Annotated in this window: 18 protein-coding genes; 11 read left to right on the forward strand and 7 right to left on the reverse strand. The window is 63.5% G+C overall.

Annotated elements, in window-relative coordinates; translation table 11 throughout:
- The first annotated feature begins 204 nt into the window (after positions 1–204).
- The 9 genes from sdhC (at position 205) to sucD (ending at position 11,770) form a co-directional block, all read left to right on the forward strand.
- A complete protein-coding gene (sdhC, locus tag QWY79_RS12275; RefSeq protein ID WP_290273116.1) occupies positions 205–582 on the forward strand; it encodes a succinate dehydrogenase, cytochrome b556 subunit in 378 nt (125 codons plus the stop codon).
- Positions 576–923, forward strand: a complete 348-nt coding sequence (gene sdhD / locus QWY79_RS12280; protein WP_290273119.1) for a succinate dehydrogenase, hydrophobic membrane anchor protein — start codon at positions 576–578, stop codon at positions 921–923. The genes sdhC and sdhD overlap by 7 nt, the downstream gene beginning before the upstream one ends.
- Positions 924–926: 3 nt before the next feature.
- Complete coding sequence (sdhA, locus tag QWY79_RS12285; protein WP_290273121.1) at positions 927–2,699, forward strand: succinate dehydrogenase flavoprotein subunit; 1,773 nt, start codon at positions 927–929, stop codon at positions 2,697–2,699.
- Between the two features lie 11 nt (positions 2,700–2,710).
- Complete coding sequence (locus QWY79_RS12290) at positions 2,711–3,421, forward strand: succinate dehydrogenase iron-sulfur subunit (RefSeq protein WP_290273123.1); 711 nt, start codon at positions 2,711–2,713, stop codon at positions 3,419–3,421.
- Positions 3,422–3,638: 217 nt separating this feature from the next.
- Positions 3,639–6,470, forward strand: coding sequence for a 2-oxoglutarate dehydrogenase E1 component (locus QWY79_RS12295; RefSeq protein WP_290273125.1), 2,832 nt, complete (start codon positions 3,639–3,641; stop codon positions 6,468–6,470).
- Between the two features lie 40 nt (positions 6,471–6,510).
- Positions 6,511–8,106, forward strand: a complete 1,596-nt coding sequence (gene odhB / locus QWY79_RS12300) for a 2-oxoglutarate dehydrogenase complex dihydrolipoyllysine-residue succinyltransferase (RefSeq protein ID WP_290273127.1) — start codon at positions 6,511–6,513, stop codon at positions 8,104–8,106.
- A gap of 48 nt (positions 8,107–8,154) precedes the next feature.
- Positions 8,155–9,594, forward strand: coding sequence for a dihydrolipoyl dehydrogenase (lpdA, locus tag QWY79_RS12305; protein WP_290273129.1), 1,440 nt, complete (start codon positions 8,155–8,157; stop codon positions 9,592–9,594).
- 137 nt (positions 9,595–9,731) lie between these two features.
- Positions 9,732–10,898 (forward strand): ADP-forming succinate--CoA ligase subunit beta, encoded by a 1,167-nt coding sequence (gene sucC, locus QWY79_RS12310; protein ID WP_141317703.1) that lies wholly within the window; start codon positions 9,732–9,734, stop codon positions 10,896–10,898.
- A complete protein-coding gene (gene sucD, locus QWY79_RS12315; RefSeq protein ID WP_141317705.1) occupies positions 10,898–11,770 on the forward strand; it encodes a succinate--CoA ligase subunit alpha in 873 nt (290 codons plus the stop codon). The genes sucC and sucD overlap by 1 nt, the downstream gene beginning before the upstream one ends.
- Before the next feature lie 122 nt (positions 11,771–11,892).
- On the opposite strand, the gene siaD is transcribed toward sucD, so the two are convergent.
- The 4 genes from siaD to siaA are packed head-to-tail and all read right to left on the reverse strand — an operon-like array spanning position 11,893 to position 15,678.
- Complete coding sequence (gene siaD, locus QWY79_RS12320) at positions 11,893–12,687, reverse strand: biofilm regulation diguanylate cyclase SiaD (RefSeq protein ID WP_290273132.1); 795 nt, start codon at positions 12,685–12,687, stop codon at positions 11,893–11,895.
- Positions 12,684–13,073 carry a biofilm regulation phosphoprotein SiaC gene (gene siaC / locus QWY79_RS12325; protein ID WP_290273134.1) on the reverse strand — a complete coding sequence of 130 codons (390 nt, stop codon included), beginning with the start codon at positions 13,071–13,073 and terminating at the stop codon, positions 12,684–12,686. Before siaC ends, siaD begins: the two co-directional genes overlap by 4 nt.
- Before the next feature lie 14 nt (positions 13,074–13,087).
- Complete coding sequence (gene siaB / locus QWY79_RS12330) at positions 13,088–13,618, reverse strand: biofilm regulation protein kinase SiaB (RefSeq protein ID WP_290273136.1); 531 nt, start codon at positions 13,616–13,618, stop codon at positions 13,088–13,090.
- On the reverse strand, positions 13,615–15,678 hold the full coding sequence (gene siaA, locus QWY79_RS12335; protein ID WP_290273138.1) for a biofilm regulation protein phosphatase SiaA: 2,064 nt from the start codon (positions 15,676–15,678) through the stop codon (positions 13,615–13,617). The genes siaB and siaA overlap by 4 nt, the downstream gene beginning before the upstream one ends.
- Positions 15,679–15,896: 218 nt before the next feature.
- On the opposite strand from siaA, the gene QWY79_RS12340 reads away from it, so the two are divergent.
- On the forward strand, positions 15,897–17,645 hold the full coding sequence (locus QWY79_RS12340) for a sodium:solute symporter family protein (protein ID WP_290273140.1): 1,749 nt from the start codon (positions 15,897–15,899) through the stop codon (positions 17,643–17,645).
- On the opposite strand, the gene gpgF is transcribed toward QWY79_RS12340, so the two are convergent.
- The 3 genes from gpgF to QWY79_RS12355 form a co-directional block, all read right to left on the reverse strand.
- Positions 17,560–18,663, reverse strand: coding sequence for a glucosaminyl phosphatidylglycerol flippase (gene gpgF, locus QWY79_RS12345; RefSeq protein WP_290273143.1), 1,104 nt, complete (start codon positions 18,661–18,663; stop codon positions 17,560–17,562). The two genes, QWY79_RS12340 and gpgF, sit on opposite strands and share 86 nt — an antisense overlap.
- The gene (gene gpgS, locus QWY79_RS12350) at positions 18,656–19,774 is read right to left on the reverse strand and encodes an N-acetylglucosaminyl phosphatidylglycerol synthase (RefSeq protein ID WP_290273145.1); all 1,119 of its coding nucleotides are present in this window, start codon (positions 19,772–19,774) and stop codon (positions 18,656–18,658) included. The genes gpgF and gpgS overlap by 8 nt, the downstream gene beginning before the upstream one ends.
- Positions 19,775–19,912: 138 nt before the next feature.
- Positions 19,913–21,853: an exoribonuclease II gene (locus QWY79_RS12355; protein WP_290273147.1), complete on the reverse strand. Its 1,941-nt coding sequence runs from the start codon at positions 21,851–21,853 to the stop codon at positions 19,913–19,915.
- Between the two features lie 259 nt (positions 21,854–22,112).
- Here QWY79_RS12355 and QWY79_RS12360 point away from each other — a divergent pair, with 259 nt between their 5' ends.
- Positions 22,113–22,847, forward strand: coding sequence for a GntR family transcriptional regulator (locus QWY79_RS12360; RefSeq protein WP_290273148.1), 735 nt, complete (start codon positions 22,113–22,115; stop codon positions 22,845–22,847).
- The last annotated feature ends 8 nt before the right edge of the window (positions 22,848–22,855 follow it).

The raw sequence follows: 22,855 nt of genomic DNA on the forward strand, positions 1-22,855 counted from the left end.
TTTTTCGCATTGCAGTGTGGCTGGCGGGCGCGATTGGGCCCTGATTTGTCAGGGATTGTGCAGCGCCCTATAATCTAATCCCGCGACTGGCAGGAAACGGCGATCGTGGCCGCGTCGGTCTTGATTGCCCCTTCCCGAAACCACCGCCCGCTTCGGGGCACGCCCAGTTGCCCGGCGGCGGGCCAAGAGAGTGTGTATAGAGCCGTGAATAGCAAACGACCCGTAAATCTGGATCTGTCCACGATACAGTTTCCACTCCCCGCCTTGACGTCCATTGTGCATCGCATTACCGGCGTCATTCTCTTCATTGGACTGATTTTTGGCTTCTGGGCGCTGGATGCGTCGCTTTCGTCGCCCGAAGGTTTCGCCAGCGTGAAGGACGCACTGGCGACCAACTTCCTGGCGAAGCTGATTGCCTGGGGCTTGCTGTCGGCACTGGCATTCCACTTCGTGGCCGGCATCAAGCACCTGCTGATGGACATCGACATTGGTGTGACGCTGGAAGGCGGCATCAAGAAAGCGCAGATCACCGTCGTGGTGAGTGCGGTACTGATCATTCTGGCGGGAGTCTGGGTATGGTAACCAATATCACGAACCTCGGGCGCAGCGGCCTTTCCGACTGGCTCCTCCAGCGGGCCTCGGCCATTGTGCTGGCGCTGTACTCCCTGTTTCTCGTCGGCTACCTGCTGTTTTCCCCCGGGCTGGATTACGCCGCCTGGAGCGGCCTGTTCGCCCAGACCTGGATGCGCATCTTCTCGCTGTTGGCCTTCGTGTCACTCGCCGCGCATGCCTGGGTCGGCCTGTGGACCGTGACCACCGACTATTTGAAGCCGACCGGCATTCGTGTCGCCGCCCAGTCCATCATCATCCTGGCCATCTTCGTGTTCCTGGTCTGGGGCATCCAAGTTCTGTGGGGAGCCTGATTCATGTCCAACATGCGTAGTTTGACATTCGACGCCATCATCATCGGTGGTGGTGGTTCCGGCATGCGTGCCGCACTGGAACTCGCCAAGTCCGGCAAGAAGACCGCCGTGCTGACCAAGGTGTTCCCGACCCGCTCGCACACCGTGTCGGCCCAGGGCGGCATTACCTGTGCCATCGCGTCCTCCGACCCGGATGACGACTGGCGCTGGCACATGTACGACACCGTCAAGGGCGGTGACTACATCACCGACCAGGAAGCCGCGGAGTACATGTGCTCCGAAGGGCCCAAGGCGGTCTTCGAGCTCGAGCACATGGGGCTGCCGTTCTCGCGCTTCGACAATGGGCGCATCTACCAGCGTCCCTTCGGCGGTCAGTCCAAGGACTTCGGCAAGGGTGGCCAGGCAGCGCGCACCTGTGCGGCGGCCGACCGTACCGGCCACGCCCTGCTGCATACGCTTTATCAGAACAACCTGAAAAACAACACCACCTTCCTCAATGAGTGGTACGCCGTCGACCTGGTCAAGAATGCCAATGGCGACGTGGTGGGCTGCATCGCCATGGATATCGAGACCGGCGAGCTGGTCCACGTCAAGTCCAAGGCGACCGTGCTGGCAACCGGTGGTGCGGGGCGTATCTATTCGTCCACGACCAACGCCCTGATCAATACCGGCGACGGTATCGGCATGGCGCTGCGTGCCGGCATTCCCATGCAGGACATGGAAATGTGGCAGTTCCACCCGACCGGCATCTACGGCGCCGGCGTACTGGTCACCGAGGGTTGCCGTGGTGAAGGTGGCTATCTGGTCAACAAGGATGGCGAGCGCTTCATGGAGCGCTATGCGCCCAACGCCAAGGACCTGGCCGGCCGCGACGTGGTCGCGCGCTCCATGGTCCTGGAGATCCTCGAGGGTCGCGGTTGTGGCGAGAACGGCGACCACGTCTATCTCAAGCTCGACCACCTGGGCGAGGAAGTGCTCGGCAAGCGTCTGCCGGGTATCGTCGAGCTGGCCAAGACCTTTGCCCACGTGGATCCGGCCAAGGAGCCGATCCCGGTGGTGCCGACCTGCCACTACATGATGGGTGGCGTGGCCACCAATGTGCATGGCCAGGCCATTGCCCAGGATGGCGACGGCAACGACCAGATCGTCAACGGCCTGTATGCCGTCGGTGAAGCGGCCTGTGTCTCCGTCCATGGCGCCAACCGCCTGGGTGGCAACTCGCTGCTCGACCTGGTGGTGTTCGGCCGGGCGGCCGGCATGTTCATCGAGCAGGCGCTCAACGAAGGGGTCGATTACCTCGAGGCGAGTGAGGACGACATCGATACCGCCATGCGCCGCGTCAATCGCTGGAACGAGTCCGAAGACGGCGAGAGCGTGCCCGAGCTCAAGCGGGCGCTGCAGGAAATCATGCAGAGCGACTTCGGTGTCTTCCGTGAAGAAGACAACATGCAGAAAGGCGTGCAGCAGCTGGCAGAACTCCGCGAGCGCATTGCCAATGCCTATCTGCCGGACAAGTCCAATGCCTTCAACACGGCACGCGTCGAAGCCCTGGAGCTGGACAATCTGATGGAAGTGGCCGAGGCCACGGCGATTGCGGCACTCGAACGCAAGGAGAGCCGCGGTGCCCACTCGCGCTATGACTATCCGGATCGCGACGACGCCAACTGGCTGAAACACTCGATGTACTTCCCGTTGGAGAAGCGTCTGGGGCAGCGCGATGTCAACTTCGCGCCCAAGACCGTCGACATGTTCGAGCCGAAAGTTCGTACCTACTAAGGGGAGTCACGATGTCCATGCTTCAGGTATCTCTTTACCGCTACAATCCGGAAACCGACTCCGCCCCTTACATGGAGGAGTTCCAGATCGACACCCAGGGCCGTGACATCATGGTGCTGGACGTTCTGCACATGGCCAAGGAGCAGGATAGCGGGCTGGCCTTCCGGCGCAGCTGCCGGGAGGGCGTCTGCGGCTCCGATGGCATGAACATGAACGGCAAGAATGGTCTGGCCTGCATCACGCCACTGTCCGAAGTGGTCAAGAAGGGCAAGCTGACGCTGCGCCCGCTGCCGGGGCTGCCGGTCATTCGTGACCTCGTGGTCGACATGAGCCTGTTCTACAAGCAGTACGAGCGCATCCAGCCGTACCTGCAGAACGACAACCCCGAGCCGGCCATCGAACGGCTGCAGTCGCCGGAAGACCGCGACAAGCTGGACGGGCTCTATGAGTGCATTCTTTGTGCTTGCTGTTCAACGTCCTGCCCGTCATTCTGGTGGAACCCGGATAAGTTCGTCGGGCCGGCAGGGCTGTTGCAAGCCTATCGCTTCCTGGCCGATTCTCGTGATGAAGCCACTCAGGAGCGCCTGGCCGAGCTCGAGGATCCATTCAGCGTGTTCCGCTGCCGCGGCATCATGAACTGTGTGGCAGTCTGCCCCAAGGGGCTGAATCCGACGCGCGCGATTGGCAAGATCCGTGAAATGTTGCTGGCCAATGCCACTTAAATCGTGGCGACTGGCTTGTTATCATGCTCACCGGCCTTGAGCTGCGACGCATGGTCGCAGCCCTGACCCGGTGATTCGTCCGAAAGCCGGTGCCCAGTGCACCGGCTTTCGGCCATCGAAATCACGGGTGAGACCACCTTGGGTGGCCGCTAAAGATGTCGTATGGGATGAGCCGTGCGACGCTGATACCACCCCATCAGTGCAGGGTGACCGAGAGATGCAACAAGGCATAATGGAGTTGATGTGGCGCTCCTCTCACGTAACGGGCAGCAACGTGCATTACGTGGAAGCGCTCTACGAGCAGTATCTGGATGATCCCACTACCGTCCCCGATGAATGGCGAGAATACTTCGATACACTGCCAAGTCCCGATGGCAGCGCCACCCAGGACGTTCCGCTCGCCCCCACACGTGAACAGTTCTATCAACTGGGCCAGCAACGCCGCACCGCCCAGGCAGCCTCGTCCGACGCGGGCGAGAACAAGAAGCAGGTCAAGGTCCTGCAGCTGATCAACGCCTTCCGCGTGCGCGGGCATCAAAAAGCCGATATCGACCCGTTGGGCCTGCGTAGCCCGACCCCGGTTCCCGACCTCGACCTTTCCTTCCATCAGTTGTCCAAGTCGGATCTCGATACCGAGTTCCAGACCGGTTCCTTCTTCATGGGGGCCGACAAGGCACCGTTGAAGGATATCGTGGAGGCACTGCAGCAGACCTATTGCCGCAGTATCGGCTGTGAAATCATGCATATCGTCGATACCGAAGAGAAACGCTGGCTACAGCAGCGCTTCGAGTCGGTTCGCAGTGCACCGAAGTTCAAAGAGGATGTGCGCAAGCATGTTCTGGAACGCCTGACCGCTGCCGAGGGCCTGGAGAGCTACCTGGCTTCCAAGTATCCCGGCACCAAGCGCTTCGGCCTGGAAGGCGGCGAATCCTTCATTCCCATGATGGACGAGCTGATCCAGCGCAGCGGTGGTTATGGCACCAAGGAAGTGGTGATCGGCATGGCCCACCGCGGCCGTCTCAATGTGCTGGTCAACATCCTCGGCAAGAATCCTTCGGAGCTGATCGACGAGTTCGATGGCAAGCGTGTCGTCGAGCGTGGCTCGGGTGACGTCAAGTACCACCAGGGCTTCAGTTCCAACGTCATGACGCCGGGCGGTGAGGTTCACCTGGCGCTGTCCTTCAACCCGTCGCACCTGGAAATCGTCGCGCCCGTGGTCGAAGGCTCGGTTCGCGCCCGCCAGGATCGCCGGGATGATGACGAGGGTGGCAAGGTGCTGCCGATCAACGTCCATGGCGATGCGGCCTTTGCCGGTCAGGGCGTGGTCATGGAGACCTTCCAGATGTCGCAGACCCGTGCCTACAAGACCGGCGGCACGGTCCACATCGTCATCAACAACCAGGTGGGCTTCACGACATCCCATCCGCTGGATTCGCGCTCCACCGAGTACTGCACCGATATCGCCAAGATGGTTCAGTCGCCGATCTTCCACGTCAATGGTGATGATCCGGACGCCGTCCACCATGCCACGCAGGTGGCACTCGACTATCGCCAGCAGTTCAAGAAGGACGTGGTCATCGATCTGGTCTGCTATCGGCGCCGCGGCCACAACGAGGCCGATGAGCCGTCCGGCACCCAGCCGATGATGTATCGCAAGATCAAGGAGCATGCCTCGTCGCGCGCCGTCTATGCCAAGCGCCTGGTCAGTGAAGGACTGCTGACCGAGGACGAGGCCAAGGCCATGGTCGACACCTATCGCGATGACCTGGTGGCCGGCAACCATGTGGCCAATGCACTGGTGCAGGAGCCGAATACCGAGCTGTTCGTCGACTGGAAGCCCTATCTCGGCCACGAGTGGTCGGGCTATACCGACACCAGTGTCGACATGAAGCGCCTGCAGCACCTGGCCTCGCGGATGTGCACCATTCCCGATGGCGTCTCCGTTCAGCGCCAGGTCAGCAAGATCTATGATGACCGTCGCAAGATGCAGGCGGGGGGCATGGCGGCCAACTGGGGCTTTGCCGAGACGCTGGCCTACGCCACCCTGCTCGATGAAGGACATCCGGTGCGCCTGACCGGTCAGGACAGTGGCCGTGGTACCTTCTCGCACCGTCATGCGGTGGTCCACAACCAGAATGACGGCAGCACCTATGTGCCCTTGCAGCACCTGACCAAGGATCAGCCGGACTTCACGATCCACGACTCCTTCCTGTCGGAGGAAGCCGTGCTGGCCTTCGAGTATGGGTACTCGACGACGGCGCCCAATGACCTGGTGGTCTGGGAAGCCCAGTTCGGTGACTTCTTCAACGGCGCCCAGGTCGTGGTCGACCAGTTCATCTCCTCCGGCGAGACCAAGTGGGAGCGGCTGTGTGGACTCACCATGCTGCTGCCGCATGGGTATGAAGGCCAGGGCCCCGAGCACTCCTCGGCACGCCTGGAACGCTTCCTGCAACTCTGTGCCGAGCACAACATGCAGGTATGCGTGCCCACCACGCCGGCCCAGATCTTCCATCTGCTGCGCCGCCAGGTGATCCGCAAGCTGCGCAAGCCGCTGATCGTGATGTCACCCAAGAGCCTGCTGCGTCACAAGGACGCTACCTCCGACCTCGAGCAGCTGGCTCACGGGCACTTCCAGATGGTCGTGCCCGATCAGGGCAAGCGCGATGCCGAGAAAGTCGAGCGGATCGTCCTGTGTGCCGGCAAGGTCTATTATGACCTGGCCAACTGGCGCGAAGAAAACGCACGCGATGACGTGGCCATTCTGCGTCTCGAGCAGCTCTATCCGTTCCCGGAAGAGGAGCTCTACCAGGCCATCAAGGATTACGCCAATGTCACCGATGTGGTGTGGTGTCAGGAAGAGCCGCTCAATCAGGGCGCCTGGTATCCCAGTCAGCATCACATGCGGATCGCCATCGAGCGTCTCAAGTCGGGCCTGGGTGGCCGACTGAAGTTTGCCGGCCGCCCGGCCTCTGCTGCACCGGCAGCGGGCTACATGTCCGTGCATACAGAACAGCAACGCCAGTTGGTGGATGACGCCTTCAATCTGTAAGGCCGACCACCGGGACGAGAGAGAACATAAGGGAAATACCATGGCTACCGACATCAAGGCACCAACCTTTCCGGAATCCGTTGCTGAAGGCAGCGTGGCCGCGTGGCACAAGAAGCCCGGCGACAGTGTCGAGCGCGATGAACTACTGGTCGAGATCGAGACCGACAAGGTCGTGCTCGAGGTCGTGGCGCCGGAAGCCGGCACCCTGGCCGAAGTGACAGCCGAAGAAGGTGACACCGTCGAGTCCGAGCAGGTGCTGGGACGCCTGGGTGAAGCCGAGGCGGCCGGTGACGGTGAAGGCGAGTCGAAGGACGGCGACGACTCGGCCAAGGCCGAGAGCAAAGCTGACGACGCAGGCGACGACGGCGGTGACGCCAAGCCGGCCGCCGGCGGTGCTCAGCATGACGTCAAGGCACCGACCTTCCCGGAATCCATCCAGGAAGGCACCGTGGCCAGCTGGAACAAGAAGGTCGGCGAGGCGGTCAAGCGCGACGAGGTGCTGGCCGAGATCGAGACCGACAAGGTGGTCCTCGAAGTGGTCGCGCCGGCGGATGGTGCGCTCAGCGAGATCAAGGCCGAAGAGGGCAGCCAGGTCGAGTCGGAGGCCGTGCTGGCCGTCTTCGCCGAAGGCGCCGGCGGTGAGGATGCGCCGAGCGAGGACAGCGGCAAGGCGGCGTCAGCCGACCAGGCCGGCGGTGACGACAAGGACGAAAAGGTCGGCGACAAGATCCTCGCCCCGGCGGCGCGCAAGCTGGTCGCCGAACATGATCTGGACGTCAACAAGATCGAGGGCACCGGCAAGGGTGGTCGAGTACTCAAGGAAGACGTCCAGAAGGCGGTCAAGGATGGCTCGGCCCAGAAATCCGCCAAATCCGACAAGCCCGCCGGCGATGGCGCCAAGGCGGCCGCCGTTGCGGCACCGGCCGTGGAGGGTGAGCGCCCCGAGAAGCGTGTCCCCATGACGCGGCTGCGCCGGACCATCGCCAAGCGCCTGGTCGAGGCCCAGCAGACGGCCGCCATGCTGACCACCTACAACGAGGTGGACATGGGGGCGGTCATGGACCTGCGTGCCCAGTACAAGGACACCTTCCTCAAGGCGCACGACACCAAGCTCGGTTTCATGGGCTTCTTCGTCAAGGCGGCTTCCGAGGCGCTGAAGCGCTTCCCGGATGTCAATGCGTCCATCGACGGTTCCGACATCGTCTATCACGGCTATCAGGACATCGGCGTTGCGGTTTCCACCGACCGCGGGCTGGTGGTACCGGTCCTGCGCGACACCGACAGCATGAAGATTGCCGATGTCGAGAAGGGCATCGTCGACTTCGGCAAGCGGGCGCGTGACGGCAAGCTGGGCATCGACGAGATGCAGGGTGGCACCTTCACCATCACCAATGGCGGCATCTTCGGTTCGCTGCTGTCGACACCGATCCTCAACCCGCCGCAGACCGCGATCCTGGGCATGCACAAGATCCAGGAGCGTCCCATGGCGGTGAACGGCAAGGTCGAGGTGCGCCCCATGATGTACCTGGCCGTGTCATACGATCACCGCATGATCGATGGCAAGGACGCGGTACAATTCCTGGTGACCATCAAGGAACTGCTCGAGGATCCGGCGCGTCTGCTGTTGGATGTCTGAGCCGCGGGATAACGAGCCTCTCAGCGAAGAGCAACGATAGGAGCCGACATGGCTGACAAGTTTGATGTGATCGTCATTGGTGCGGGCCCCGGCGGCTACGTCGCCGCCATTCGCGCCGCGCAGCTGGGTCTGAAGACCGCCTGTGTCGAGAAGTGGGTCAACAAGGAAGGCAAGACCGTGCATGGCGGCACCTGCCTGAACGTGGGGTGCATTCCGTCGAAGGCACTGCTCGAGTCCTCGCACAAGTTCGCCGAGGCGCGCGACCACTTCGCCGAGATCGGCATCGACATGGAAGCGCCGACCCCCAATGTGCCCAAGATGCTTGAGTTCAAGCAGCAGGTCATCGACAAGAACGTGGGCGGTATCAGCGCGCTGTTCAAGGCCAATGGCGTCACGGCGATCGATGGCACCGGCAAGGTCACCGGCGGCACCCAGGTCGAGGTTACCGATCAGGATGGCAAGGCCACGACCTACGAGGCCGACAACATCGTGGTGGCCGCCGGTTCCGTGCCGGTGGAAATTCCGCCCACACCGCTGACCGAGGGCCTCATCGTCGACTCGGCGGGTGCCCTGGAATTCGAGGAAGTGCCGCAGCGTCTCGGTGTCATCGGTGCCGGTGTCATCGGTCTCGAGCTGGGCAGCGTCTGGAGTCGCCTGGGTAGTGAGGTCACGGTCCTCGAGGCCATGGATGACTTCCTGCCGATGGTCGACAAGGCCATCGCCAAGGATGCCCAGAAGCTGTTCAAGAAACAGGGCCTGGATATCCAGCTCGGTGCCCGCGTCACCGGGTCCGAGATCAAGGACAATGAGGTGGTCGTCAAGTACACGGACGCCAAGGGCGAGCAGGAAGTCACCTTCGACAAGCTGATCGTCTGCGTCGGTCGTCGTCCCTATACCAAGGGCGTCATCGGTGACGGCGTGGGGGTCGAGCTGGACGAGCGCGGCTTCATCAGTGTCGACGACCAGTGCCGCACCAATGTGCCGAGCGTGTTCGCCATCGGCGACTGCGTGCGTGGCCAGATGCTGGCGCACAAGGCCTCCGAGGAAGGCGTCATGGTTGCCGACGTCATCGCCGGCCACAAGGCCGAGATGAACTATGATGCGATTCCCAGCGTGATCTACACGGCGCCCGAAGTGGCCTGGGTCGGCATGAGCGAAGAGGATGCCAAGGCCGCAGGCATCAAGGTCGAGACCGGTTCCTTCCCGTTCTCGGCCAACGGTCGGGCGCTGGCCAACAATGCGCCGGACGGCCAGGTCAAGGTCATCGCGGATGCCGAGACCGACCGCGTGCTGGGCGTGCACATTCTGGGCCAGCATGCCGGTGAACTGATTGCCCAGGGCGTGATCGCCATGGAATTCGGCTCCAGCGCCGAGGATCTGGCACTGACCTGCTATGCACACCCCAGCACGTCCGAAGCCGTGCATGAGGCGGCGCTGGCGGTCGATGGCCATGCGATCCACATGGCCAACCGCAAGAAGCGCAAGTAAGACAATAAGCGCCACCTTCGGGTGGCGTGTCGCTTCCGGCCATGTATCGGAAGCGAACGGTGATGGTCCGGGCTCGATGCGAGCATCGAGTTTGCCGGGCCATCGTTCGAGTCACATGCAACCAATGGCATGAATCGATGAACCTTCACGAGTATCAGAGCAAACAGCTGTTTGCCGATTACGGCCTGCCGGTGTCCAAGGGCTTTGCCGTTGACACCCCTGAGGAAGCAGCGGAAGCCTGCAAGAAAATCGGCGGTGACAAGTGGGTCGTCAAGGCCCAGGTCCATGCAGGCGGCCGCGGCAAGGCCGGTGGCGTCAAGCTGGTCAAGAGCCCGGAAGAGGCCAAGGATTTCGCCGAGCAGTGGCTGGGCAAGAGCCTGGTGACCTTCCAGACCGACGAGAACGGTCAGCCGGTAGCCAAGATCCTGGTCGAGAACTGCACCGATATCGCCGATGAGCTGTATCTGGGCGCAGTCGTCGACCGTGGCACCCAGCGGGTGGTCTTCATGGCCTCCACCGAAGGTGGTGTCGAGATCGAGAAGGTCGCCGAGGAGACGCCCGAGAAGATCCTCAAGGCCGAAATCGACCCGCTGGTCGGCGCTCAGCCGTATCAGGCGCGCGAACTCGGCTTCAAGCTCGGCCTTTCCGGTGATCAGATCAAGCAGTTCACCAAGATCTTCCTGGGGCTGTCCAAGCTGTTCCACGACAAGGATCTGGCGCTGCTCGAGATCAACCCGCTGGTCATCACCGAGGAAGGCAATCTGCACTGCCTGGATGCCAAGGTGAACCTGGACGGCAATGCGCTCTATCGTCATCCGGACCTGCAAGCCATGCGCGACCCGTCTCAGGAAGACGAGCGCGAAGCCGACGCGGCCAAGTGGGACCTGAACTACGTGGCCCTGGACGGCAACATCGGCTGCATGGTCAATGGCGCAGGCCTGGCCATGGGTACCATGGACATCATCAAGCTGAATGGCGGTCAGCCGGCCAACTTCCTCGATGTGGGGGGTGGTGCCACCAAGGAGCGCGTCGCCGAAGCCTTCAAGATCATCCTCTCGGATACCTCGGTGAAGGCCGTACTGGTCAATATCTTCGGCGGTATCGTGCGTTGCGACATGATCGCCGAAGGCATCATCGGGGCCGTCGAGCAAGTGGGCGTCAATGTCCCGGTCGTGGTTCGCCTGGAAGGTAACAATGCCGAGCTGGGTGCCGAGAAACTGGCCGCCAGTGGTTTGAACATCATCGCTGCTACCAGCCTGACCAATGCGGCTCAGCAGGTCGTCAAGGCAGCGGAGGGCAAGTAATGAGCATCCTCATCGACAAGAACACCAAGGTCATCTGTCAGGGTTTCACCGGTGGCCAGGGTACCTTCCATTCCGAACAGGCCATCGCCTACGGCACCAAGATGGTGGGTGGCGTGACGCCGGGCAAGGGCGGCCAGGAACACCTGGGGCTGCCGGTCTTCAATACCGTGGCCGAAGCCGTCGAAGCGACCGGTGCCGAAGCCAGCGTGATCTATGTGCCGGCGCCGTTCTGCAAGGACTCGGTTCTGGAAGCCGCCAATGCCGGCATCAAGCTGATCGTCTGCATCACCGAGGGCATCCCGACACTGGACATGCTCGACGTCAAGATGAAGTGCGACGAGCTGGGCGTGCGCCTGATCGGCCCTAACTGCCCGGGTGTCATCACGCCGGATGAGTGCAAGATCGGCATCATGCCGGGACATATCCACCAGGCCGGCAAGGTCGGTATCGTTTCGCGTTCCGGCACCCTGACCTATGAAGCCGTCAAGCAGACCACCGACCATGGCTTCGGTCAGTCTTCCTGCGTGGGTATCGGTGGCGACCCGATTCCGGGCTCCAACTTCATCGACATTCTCGCGGAATACGAGAAGGACCCGGCCACCGAGGCGATCGTCATGATCGGCGAAATCGGCGGCACGGCCGAGGAAGAAGCGGCGGCCTACATCAAGGAGAACGTCTCCAAGCCGGTGGTTGCCTATATCGCCGGTGTCACCGCGCCTCCCGGCAAGCGCATGGGGCACGCTGGTGCCATCATCGCCGGCGGCAAGGGTACCGCCGACGAGAAGTTCGGCGCTCTGGAAGCGGCTGGCGTCAAGACAGTCCGCTCCCTGGCCGAGATCGGTGATGCTCTCAAGGAGGCAACTGGCTGGTAAAACGGCCGGATGTCGCTTGATGCGCATGAAAGGGCACCTCCGGGTGCCCTTTTGCATTTATGGTGATGCGATTGGCATCTCGCGTGGGCCGAGGCTCGGCCCTGGTCGCGGGCGTCGGTGACTCAGGCGGGGGCGGCACTCCAGCGGTCACGGCCCTGGCGCTTGGCTTCCATCAGGGCCTTGTCGGCGCGCTTGACGGTGGCGTCGATAGCCTCCCCGAGGCGGTGCTCGGCCACGCCGACACTGGCGGTCAGCGCGATATGCCGGTCATCGTCGACAGGAATCTGCAGCTGGCGCAGGTGCTGACACAGTCGCTCCATCAGCGGCGTCGCCTGGTCCAGCGAGGTCTCGGGCAGCAGCAACAGGAACTCTTCGCCGCCCCAACGGCCGCAGATATCCGATGCGCGGAGCGACTCCTGGAGTCCGCCGGCCAGCAGCTCGAGCGCCTTGTCTCCGGTGCCATGGCCAAAGCTGTCGTTGACGCTCTTGAAGCGGTCGATGTCGAGCATGGCCAGGGTCAGGGCGCGTTGATGGCGTTCGGCGGTGGCATGCCACTGTTCCAGTTGCTCATTGAGCCGCCGCCGATTGGCGAGGCCGGTCAAGGGGTCGACGCTGGAAGCGGCCCTGAGCGCCAGGTTGCGCTCGCGCAGCAGCGCCTGGTAGCGATCGGCGATTCGCGACAGCTTCTGTTGGCGGCGTATCTGTTGCTCGAGCTGCTCGCGTGTCAGGTGCAAGTCTTCATGGGCACTCTGCTGATAGCCATCGGCGATGGTGATCAGGCGCTCGAGCTTTTCCTGCTGTTCCAGGTGATGCTGGTACAGCTGTGCCAGCGGCTCGCGCAGGGGGCTGTCCTGGTGCGCCGCATCCTGGAGCAGTTCCTCGATATGCTGCAAAAGCTTGGGCTGGGGTTTAGTCACGCCTTGGCCTGCTGTGGAGTGATATCGAAGGGGAAGGTACAGTCCTCGCGAAACTCTTCGGCGAGTTCGGCAATACGTTCGTTACGCGTGTCGTAGCGCCAGGTGACACTGACCGTTTTGCCGCCCTGGTGAGCGTCCTCGAGCAGGTCGAAGATATCCATCATCGCCTTGACCGAGCTGGTGTTGAGATAGACGAGTTCCAGCTCGAGATGCAGCCCGTGGCTGGCATTGCCGAGAAACGTCTCGGTCCAGTTGATGACCTGGCCGAAGAGTTCGTAGGAGTTCTCCGGGTAGGAGTCCCCGCACATGTAAAGGCGCCCGCCTTGCCAGTCGCTTTGAATCGTCGGGGTGGACTGGCTGCCGATAATATTCAGATCTTCAAGCATGAGCATTTTGACCGTTATATGGTGGCTGTGAGGCTAAAGAAGCCGCGACCGGAAGGCAATGGCTCGATGGACGCCTGCAGCGGCCGTGTCGACTTGCGCGCCATGTCCAGCAAGCCCAGCCCGGCACCACTGTGTTCCTCTTCACGCGGGCGGCGAAGTTGTTGCTTGTAGGCTTTCTTCAGCTCGACGGCATCGAGGCCTGCCAGGTTTTCCACGGTCTCGACCAGAGCCTTGCCATCCTCGAGTTCTACCAGGTTGCCGGCGGACACCAGATAATGCCCCTCGTCATCCCTGGCCACCGCCACGGTCGCCGTGGCCTGCTCGTCATCATAGCCCTGCCTGCCGGCATAGTGGCGGATGTTCTGGGTCATCTCGATATACACCGAGAACACATCCATCGCCGAGGAGGGGGCAGTTTCCTGAGTGTTGAGATAGTTGCGCAGGGCATTGCCGATCTCTTCGATCAGGCTGCGCGAGATCGGGCCATTGAAGCACAGCATGATGCGCTGTTTGAGATAGTTCTCGCGCAGGGTCAAAAGGTTCATGTTGCGTCCTTCTCGTTGCTTCGTGATGTGTCGGACGCGTCCTGACGATAGGCCGTCGAGGAAGCGTCAAACCGAAAACATAGCATGGTGATGTCGTCGCGTTGCGGCAAGTTGCCGCGATAGCCTTCGAGTTCCGCCTCATAGGCGGCGATCTGCTCGTCCAGGGGGGCGCTGGCGTGACGCTGCAGCATGTCGTGCAGGCGTGAGTGGCCGAAGCCGAAGCCATGCTCTCCGCCGGCCTGATCCAGGAACCCGTCAGTACACAGGGTATAGGTCCAGTCGTGGTGTAATGGCAGGGCCTGGTTGCGATAGGTCATGATGCGCTTCTGACCCAGCGCCCGCTTGCCCCCGTCATGATACTCCAGCTGATGGCCGTCGGTGGTGTAGAGCGTCATCTTGGCCCCGGCAAAGGTCAGGCGTGATGCCTGTGGCTCGATCCATACCAGCCCGGCATCCATGTGCGTGGCGATGACATTGAGCTGGGACCCGGTATGCAGGGTGGCGCGAATCTGACGATCCGTCTCGTTGAGCAGGGCCGCCGGGTCGCTCGGGCCGTGGCGCAGAATGGCGTTATCGATGATGGCTCGCGCCAGCATGGTCATCAGCGCGCCGGGGACACCATGCCCCGCGCAGTCCACCAGGCCGATCAGATAGCCCTGGTCGTCGGCATGGAAGACATAGACATCGCCGCCGACGGTGTCCCGCGGGCGCCAGAGCACCGCATGCTGATCCGGCAGGCGCGCCGCCAGCCGCCGGTTGGGCAGGATGGCGCGCTGAATGATGCTGGCATATTCGATGGAGGCATCGATCTCGCGCCGGGCCTGCTGCATTTCCTGATTGGCCTGCATCAGCTCCTGGGTACGCTTCTGCACCCTTTCCTCGAGATCCTGGGTATGACGCGCAATGCGTTCCGCCATGTACGAGAAGGTGCGTGACAGCTGGCCGATTTCATCCTGTCGGCTGGTCGGCAGGGGTGTGTGCTCGCCGCCATCCGCCAGCGCCCGGGCCGAACGCTGGAGTCGTTGCACCGGGCGCAGGATCAGCCGGTTGCTGGCATACATGAAGACCAGGGCCAGGACGCCGAGTACGGCCAGCAGCCCGAGGATCATGGGCCACAGCCAGCGCTCGTTGATCACCGGAGTGGCACGCAGGTCGACGGCCGTGACCAGCATCCAGTCGAGTTCCTGGAGGTAGCCGACGGCGAGCAGATGCGGCCTGCCCTGTATGCTGGCTTCGAGGGTCCGGACATTACCGGGCTGACGCAGGGCCTTTTGCAATATGCCGTCGAGCGCGTCGCGCTGCTGCGGGTCGTCCAGCAGGTTGTGCAGTCGACTCGTTTGATCCTGCCCCGCGAGGCTGTCGTCCGTGCCCACGGTGACCCGTTCGCGATCCGGATGTGCCTGGATGAGCCCCTGCTTGTCGATGATCATGGGGGTCAGTCCGGTCGGACTGTCGCGCATGTAGCGATCGAGGAAGCTTCCCAGGTCGATGCCGCCACCGGTCAGTCCGAGGAGTTCACCGTCCTGGCGTATCTTGACGTTGAACCAGACCTTGGTGACGCCCAGCTTGTGGTCCTGGCTGACGTCGATGGTGTAGGTCGCCGGATCCTGGATGGTGTGGTAGTACCAGTCGTCATCCGGGTCATCCGGGGACAGCTGATAGCGCGGTGCACTGCTGAAATCCTGCTGGTCGGCGTTGTAATGGTAATCGCCGCTGGCGTGTTCGACGATGAAGTAGGCGTCGTCGCTGAACTGTTCACGGTAGCCGCCGGCTTCTTCGAAGAAACGCCGGCGCAATCGGGGATCATCCGGGTCGGCCAGCCATTCACGGGTGACCACCGAGTCGGCGAGACGGCGTGACAACGCCAGATCCCGAGAGATCGGGGTCAGGATGCGCTGCATGTGCAGCAGGGTGTACTGTTCGGCATAGCCGGAGGCAAAGTGGCGTCGTACATCATCCAGCGCCTGCCAGGCAATCAGCAGGGCCGGAATGAGTGCCGCCACGCAGGCTGTCAGCAGTGCCAGCGTCGACTTGGTACGCAGTCCCCAGAACGTCTTCATAAGCGGCGCTGCATCCTTGCTCGGCAGAAATGGTGGATTCCCTGAACCTTCAGTCTAGCCAACGGGATGGTGAATTATCACCCTTGGGCTCATGCCGGTGATCAAAAAGCCTGAGCCGGATGTCGTGAATGCTTGATGGCATGACGTTGAGGGAATAATACCGGCAACGCTGAGCTTCATCATATAGAGCATACAATAAACCGCCTAATGGTATGCTCATGATCTACACTCTCGCGATTCTCTTCAGCCTTGTCGGCTACTTTGTCATCGGCCATCTGGCCGGGCGACGGGTCAAGCATCTCGATGATTATCTGGTCGCCGGACGCAATGCGCCGACCTTTCTGATCCTCGGCACGCTGGTGGCCAGCTATCTGAGTACCAGCGCCTTCCTCGGTGAAACCGGTTACGCCTACCAGGGCTATCCGTTCGTGATGTTGATCTTCGCGGCGGTCAGTACCTCGGGGTGTCTGCTGGGTGCGCTGGTCTTCGGGCGTTACCTGCGTCGCAGCGGGGCGCTGACGGTGCCGGAGTTCTTCGGCAAGCGTTTTGCCTCGCGTCGCGTTCAGATGATTGCCGGCCTGACCACGGTCATTGGCCTGGGTGCCTACCTGCTGGGCGTCATGCAGGGCGCCGGCATCATGTTTGCCGAACTGACCGGCATGCCCTACTGGGTCGGCCTGGTGCTGGTGTGGGCAACCTACACTGGCTTCGTGCTGTATTCCGGCTCCCCGGGCGTGGTGCTCACCGACACGGTCATGTTCGTCATCTTCTCGGTGGCCGCTTTCGGTGGCTCGATCTATATCATCAGCGACCTCGGCGGCTGGCAGGGCATCATCGAGGGCCTTGTCAGTCAGTCCGACAAGCCGGGCATCGCCCTGTGGCATGGTGTCATCGAAGGCAATGGCGCCGACTTCTCGACCCCCGGCGAAGCCCTGACCTGGGGACTGACGCTGGGCCTGGTATGGGCGGCCGTTCTGGCTGCCAGTCCCTGGCAGGCGAGCCGTTACCTGATGGCGCGCAACGAGCATGTGGTCATGCGCTCCGCCATGCTGACCGCCGTGGCCCTGGCCGTCTTCTATGCGGTGATGATGGTCACCGGGGCGGCGATCAACCTCTATGACACCGGACTCGAGTCCGAGCGCGCCATGGTCTGGGCCGCGCTCAACGTGCTGCCGGCATGGCTGGGCATCGTCATCCTGACCGGCGTCTTCGCCGCGGGGCTGTCGTCCTGCTCGACCTTCCTGTCGATCATCGGCTTCAGTCTCTCCAACGACATTCTGCCGCCCTCGCGCAACGAAGCCTCGGCCATGCGCGCCAGTCGCATCGCCATCCTGGTGACCGGCCTCACCGCGCTCCTGCTGGCCCTGTTCCAGCCACCCGCGGTGATGGCCGTGGTGTGGTTCGCGGCCACGCTGTTCGCGTCCTCCTGGGGACCCGTTGCCCTGATGAGTATCTGGAGTCGCCGGATCACGGCCGCCGGAGCCGGCTGGGGGCTGATCGTCGGCTTCCTGGGCAACCTGATGCTGTCCCTGGCGGAGCAGGCCGGCTGGGTTCAGCTCCCGGTCTATCTGCACCCGGTCGTCATCAGTACCGTGGTGGCCCTGATCGCCATTGTGCTGGCTTCGCGCTTTACTCGTGTCAGCGAAGCGGAACGCGAATATCGCCTTTTCCTGCATCAGCATGACCCGAGTGTCGAAGCCAAGTGGGGCAAGGGCACGCGCTGGATCGCCATTGCCACCATGGTGTCGGGTGTCGCGGTTGGCTTGTTCCTCTGGCAGCAATATGCCACCACCCTGGCCGAGGTGGCATCGCGCCTGCCGGTGTCCGACGGCGCCGTATCCGGGGCCTATCTGCTGGCAGCCGGCTGCGGCCTGATGCTGATCATCGCCGGCGGGGTCGGCTACTGGGTGGCGCGTTCGCGCCGGCGTGCCGGGCAGGCGACCAGCGCCGCCGCAGCGGCGCAATGAAGGGGGCGCCGCCGGATGAGCGGCGCCACCAGCGTCCCATCAAGACCATGAAGACAGGGGCGCCGGCGATCAGATAGAGGTGGTAGGTCGTCAAGCGCCATACCACGATGGCCGCCGCCGCCTGGGTCGCCGGCATCATCGGCATCAGCAGGGCGCCGACACCCAGCTCGGCGGCCCCGGCGCCGCCCGGCAGCACGCTCATCTGGCTGGCCGCCATGGCCAGCATCTGGGTCAGGAAGGTCCAGGCCCAGTCCACATGCTGGCCAATACCCAGGACCGCCAGGTAGAGCAGGCTGTAGCGCAACAGCCAATGAGCGGCGCACAAGCCCATGATGCCGACCAGCTGCAGCGGTGGCAGGGTCAGTGTCGCCACCAGGGTGCGTCGACAACCGAGCAGACGACGTGACAGCCAGCGTCGCCGCCTCGCAGACAGCCGGCGCCACACCCAGCCGGGACGTCGACGCAACAGCCGGGGAAGCCGCAGCATGGTCAGCATGCTGAGCGCCATCAGGCCGACCAGCCCCAGCATGGCCGTGGCCAGCAGTCCCTGGTGCGGCCAGTCGACATCGCCGCCCAGCGACATTCCCGCCAGTACCCCGAGCATCGCCACAAAGAACAGCATGTCGCAGCCCTGATCGACGAGGAAGATCGCCGAGCCGCGAGACGGGGGCAAGCCGCGTCTGGCCAGTAACGCCAGCAGGGTAACGGCGCCACCACTGCCTCCCGGTGTGGCGCACAGGGCGAACTTGGCGGCCATCTCGATGCCCAGGGCACCGCCCTGGCCGAGCCGGCCGGCGCGACCGTCCAGCAATAGACGCAGGCGCAGCGCATTGAGGTTCCAGCAGGTCACCACCAGCACCAGCATCAGGCCCAGTACGTCCAGCGGAAAGCGCTCCAGGGCGGCGAGCAGCTGTCGGCCGCCCAGCAGCCCGGGCACGATCAGCGTCATGGACACGGCCAGGGCGAGCCATCCCCAGCGGGCCGATGGAAGCCGCCTGGGTGCCGAGGCTTCAGCCATGCCGCGACCACGCCGTGTCGACGGCCTGGTGCGACAGGCCGGTGTAATGCACGAGGAGGTCATCGATGACCGCCTGCCAGCCGAAGCGTCGCTCGACATAGCGGCGGGCATGTCGGCCGCTGGCGGCCACGTCATTGAGGAAGAGTTCTTCCACGGCCCGCGCCATGTCGGCGGGGTCGAGGGGATTGCACAGCATGCCGCCGCCCAGCGGCACATTCTCGATCAGGGCGCCGGCCCGGGCGCCGACCACCGGGATGCCGCTGGCCATGGCTTCCAGCGCGACCAGGCCGAAGGTTTCCCGGGTGCCGGCATGCAGCATGGCATCGGCGCTGGCCAGGGCCCGGGCCACTTCGTGACGATCGCAGCAGCGCGGCACGCTGGTCACATTGGCCGGCACGCGAGTGGGCATGCCGGGCCCCATCAGCAGCAGTCGGTAGTCGCTGCCGAGGCGTTGCATGACCTCGAGCAGGAGGTCGACATGCTTCTCGCGGGAATTGCGTCCGGCAAAGACCAGCAAGCGGGTCGAGTCGGGCAGTTCGAGCGAGGCTCGCAGCCCCTCATCGGCGCGCTCGGGATGAAAGGTGTCCAGGTCGACGCCCAGCGACTGGACGCGCACGTCCGGCACGCCCCAGGCCTCGAGGCGCTCGGCCATGGCCCGGCAGGGGGCCATCACGCTGTCGAAGCGCCCGTAAAGGTCGGCTACATAGGCCTGGAGGCGCCGCTCGACGGTGTGGCCGAAGCGATCGCCCATCAGGCGCGGCAGATCGGAATGATAGAAGCCGACGACCGGCACGCCCAGGCGCTGGCCGGCGTCGAGGGCCGACCAGGCGGTGACATAGGGGTCGCCGGCTTCGATCAGGTTGGGGGCCAGGCGCTCGATGGCCTCCCGCCAGGGACGGCGTCGCAACGGAAACCGATAGCCCTGACCCAGCGGCAGGCGCAGGGCGGGCAGGGTATGGCAATCCCCCAGGGCGTCGCGCTCGGCGCCGGGGACCAGCAGGCTGGTGCGAACGTCAGCGACGTCGGCGAGGCAGCGGTGCTTGGCGCCCAGATAGGTACGTACGCCACCACTGGCAGGGGCATGGAACATGGTCACGTCGACGAGGTGCAAGAGGCGCTCCCGGTGTCAGGATGATCGCCCTCCAGCTTAGGTCGGGATTACGACAGTTCGACGACAGTTTCGAGACCCGGATACGACAACGGCGGCCCGTGGGCCGCCGTCGTCGATCGGGTCAGGATGGTGTACGGCTCAGTGCACCGGACGACCCACCAGCGAACGGGACTCTTCGCGCGCTTCGGTGAGGGCCACGCGAATGGCATCACCGAGCTTGAAGCGTTCCTCGCCATCGATCTGGATGCGGCCTTCCTTGTCGTCGATGACCACCTTGTCGCGATCCGTGTGCATCAACGGCGCCGGAATGAAGGCCGTGGCCCCATTGGCGGTCAGGCGGACACGCATGCCGCCGCGGTTGACGGCGATGACCTCGGCGTCGAAGGCCTCGTCGGAGGCCGCATAGGGGCCGAGGAAGCGCACATACAGCCAGTCCTTGACGTCGCGTTCCGCCATGCGGTTGAGGCGACGACGTTCGGTCAACTGGTCGGTCAGTTCCAGGCTGGCCTCCGCCGGTGCCTGCTCGCCCTTGAGCACACGCTTGATCAGGCGATGATTGACCATGTCGCCGTACTTGCGAATCGGCGATGTCCAGGTGGCGTAGGCATCCAGGCCGAGGCCGAAGTGCGGCCCAGGGCGTGCCGACATGTTGGTGAAGCCCTGAAAACGACGCAGGCGGGCATCCAGCCAGGCATCGTCGCGGGCTTCGAGCTCGCGCTTGAGCTCCTTGTAACGCGGCAGCTCGGTGAGGGCTTCCATGGCCACTTCGATGTTCTGGTCGGCCAGGAAGTCCCGGGCCGATTCGGCCTTCTCGGGCTCGAAGGCGCGATGCACATTGAAGATGCCGTGGCCGACATGTCGGGCGAGCAGGTCCGCGCAGCAGGCGTTGGACGCAATCATCGACTCCTCGATCATGCGGTTGGCGATGCGCCGCTGCTCGGTGCGAATGTTCAGCACATTGCCGGCGTCATCCAGATCGAAGACATAGTCGGGACGATCCTTGAACACCAGCGCATGCTCGGCACGCCAGGCGCTGCGGGCCTCGGTCAGCTGCTGCAGGGCCTGGAGCTGTTCGCCGATGCCGGCCTCGGGCGACCATTCACCCTGGCCTTCCAGCCAGTCGGAAACGTTGTCGTAGGCCAGGCGGGCATGGGAGCGGACGGTGGCGGCAAAGAAACGATAGTCGCCCAGGGCACCATCCGCCTCGACATCCAGGCAGCAGGCCAGGGCCGGTCGGTCCTGGTCTTCCCACAGCGAGCACAGATCATCGGCCAGGCGTTCCGGGAGCATGGTGACGTTCTGGCCGGGAAGGTAGACCGTGAAGGCGCGCGTCCGGGCCTCCAGGTCAACGCCATCGCCTTCCTGTACATAGGCGGTGGGGTCGGCGATGGCCACGGTCATGCGCCAGCCGCCGGCGTCGCGCGGCTCGATGTGCAGCGCATCATCCATGTCGCGGGTCTTGGCGTCATCGATGGTGAAGAAGGGCACCGCGGTCAGGTCCTCGCGCTGCAGGCCTTCGTCCTGCATGGGCCACTCATCGCCCGCTTGCGGGCTGGCCTGTTCCAGCGCATGACGGGCCAGGGTGACCCGCCAGGGCACCGCGGGATTGTCGTGCTTGGCCACCAGTTCGTCGATCTGGGTGAAGAAGGCACGGTCATCCGGGTTGAGCGGGTGGCGCAGCAGGCGTGCCACGATCCAGTCACCCTCCTCGAACGAGGCTTCGTCGAGGGTGTTCTTGAGGCGTGCCTTGAGCGGCGTGTTCATCGACGGATGGTCGGGAATCACCGCCAGGCGCCCATCGCGCTTGCGGACCCGAGCGACAAACCGCTCCAGGCCACGCTCCAGCAGCGTGTCCGGTTCCACCGAGGTCTTGTCACCGTCCTGATGCACGACAGCCGCGACCCGGTCACCATGCAGCACCTGCTTCATGGCGGGCGGCGGCACGAAATAGGAGGTGCCGTCGTCGGTTTCGAGAAATCCGAAGCCACGTTCGGTGGCCTTGATCACGCCCTCGACTCGAGGGGTGTTGTCGCGGATCTGTTGCTTGAGCTGAGCAAGCGCCGAGTTGTTCTGCAGCATGATTACGATCGAATGGCGGGATAGGGGGGTCACTATACGGATTCCAGCGACCCACGCCAATCGTACCGGCATGTCCAAACGCGTCGGGATCGCAAGGCGCGTCGGGTAGTGCGAGGACGGTCTGCGGCCGGGTTGGCGACTCGGTCGTCGGCCAGAGATCGACCAAGGTATAAGGGTAATGGTATTTAATTGGTATTGCTGTTGTTCTATATTGGTTCCATTACAGTCAACGCCATTCAGCAGGCCGCGAGCAAAACCCATGGATCCTCGATTCGAACAGCTGCACCTTGACCCCGGCTTGTCCACGCCGCTGTATCACCAGCTGGCCAGCCGGCTCGAAGACGTGATCGAGCAGGGCGCCTGGCAGGCCGGTGAGGCCCTGCCTTCCGAGCGCACCCTGGCCGAATCGCTGAATGTCTCGCGGATCACCGCGCGCAAGGCACTGGAACGTCTGGCCGAGCGTGGCCTGATTCGCCGGACCCGCGGCTCGGGCACTTTCATCACGCCGCGTCTGAACCAGCCCCTGACACGGCTGGCGAGTTTTACCGAGATGCTCACCCAGCGGGGCTTCAGCCCGCGCTCACACTGGCTGTCACGCCAACTGACCGCGCCCACGGCAGACGAGACCCTGCGGCTTGGGCTGGGAGGCGAGGCGCGCGTGGCCCGGCTCAAGCGTTTGCGACTGGCGGATGAGGTGGTGATGGCAGTGGAGGAGAGCTGCCTGCCCCAGTCGGTGTTGAGTGATCCCGAGGGTGTCGCGGACTCGCTGTATGCCTTTCTGGAAGCCTCGGGACGGCCGGTGGCACGCGCCCTGCAGCACGTCACGGCGATCAATGCGGATGCCGAACTGGCCCGGCTGGCCGAGGTGCCGGAGGGTCAGGCGCTGCTCAAGGTCACCCGCCAGGGCTATCTGGCGGATGGCACCCCGGCGGAGCTGACGACCACCTACTGCCGCACCGACTACTACGACTTCATCGTCGAGCTGACGCGTTGAGGCGGCGG

It is taken from the genome of Halomonas sabkhae (genome assembly GCF_030409265.1).
Taxonomy (GTDB): Bacteria; Pseudomonadota; Gammaproteobacteria; order Pseudomonadales; family Halomonadaceae; genus Halomonas; species Halomonas halmophila.

Coding starts and splice junctions, on each gene's coding strand:
- lpdA (WP_290273129.1), top strand. CDS start 8,155: ATGGCTGACAAGTTTGATGTGATCGTCATTGGTGCGGGCCCCGGCGGC.
- siaA (WP_290273138.1), bottom strand. CDS start 15,678: ATGAAGACGTTCTGGGGACTGCGTACCAAGTCGACGCTGGCACTGCTG.
- QWY79_RS12340 (WP_290273140.1), top strand. CDS start 15,897: ATGATCTACACTCTCGCGATTCTCTTCAGCCTTGTCGGCTACTTTGTC.
- siaB (WP_290273136.1), bottom strand. CDS start 13,618: ATGAACCTTTTGACCCTGCGCGAGAACTATCTCAAACAGCGCATCATG.
- QWY79_RS12290 (WP_290273123.1), top strand. CDS start 2,711: ATGTCCATGCTTCAGGTATCTCTTTACCGCTACAATCCGGAAACCGAC.
- sucC (WP_141317703.1), top strand. CDS start 9,732: ATGAACCTTCACGAGTATCAGAGCAAACAGCTGTTTGCCGATTACGGC.
- QWY79_RS12295 (WP_290273125.1), top strand. CDS start 3,639: ATGCAACAAGGCATAATGGAGTTGATGTGGCGCTCCTCTCACGTAACG.
- sdhD (WP_290273119.1), top strand. CDS start 576: ATGGTAACCAATATCACGAACCTCGGGCGCAGCGGCCTTTCCGACTGG.
- sdhA (WP_290273121.1), top strand. CDS start 927: ATGTCCAACATGCGTAGTTTGACATTCGACGCCATCATCATCGGTGGT.
- sucD (WP_141317705.1), top strand. CDS start 10,898: ATGAGCATCCTCATCGACAAGAACACCAAGGTCATCTGTCAGGGTTTC.
- QWY79_RS12360 (WP_290273148.1), top strand. CDS start 22,113: ATGGATCCTCGATTCGAACAGCTGCACCTTGACCCCGGCTTGTCCACG.
- gpgF (WP_290273143.1), bottom strand. CDS start 18,663: ATGGCTGAAGCCTCGGCACCCAGGCGGCTTCCATCGGCCCGCTGGGGA.
- odhB (WP_290273127.1), top strand. CDS start 6,511: ATGGCTACCGACATCAAGGCACCAACCTTTCCGGAATCCGTTGCTGAA.
- QWY79_RS12355 (WP_290273147.1), bottom strand. CDS start 21,853: ATGCTGCAGAACAACTCGGCGCTTGCTCAGCTCAAGCAACAGATCCGC.
- siaC (WP_290273134.1), bottom strand. CDS start 13,073: ATGCTTGAAGATCTGAATATTATCGGCAGCCAGTCCACCCCGACGATT.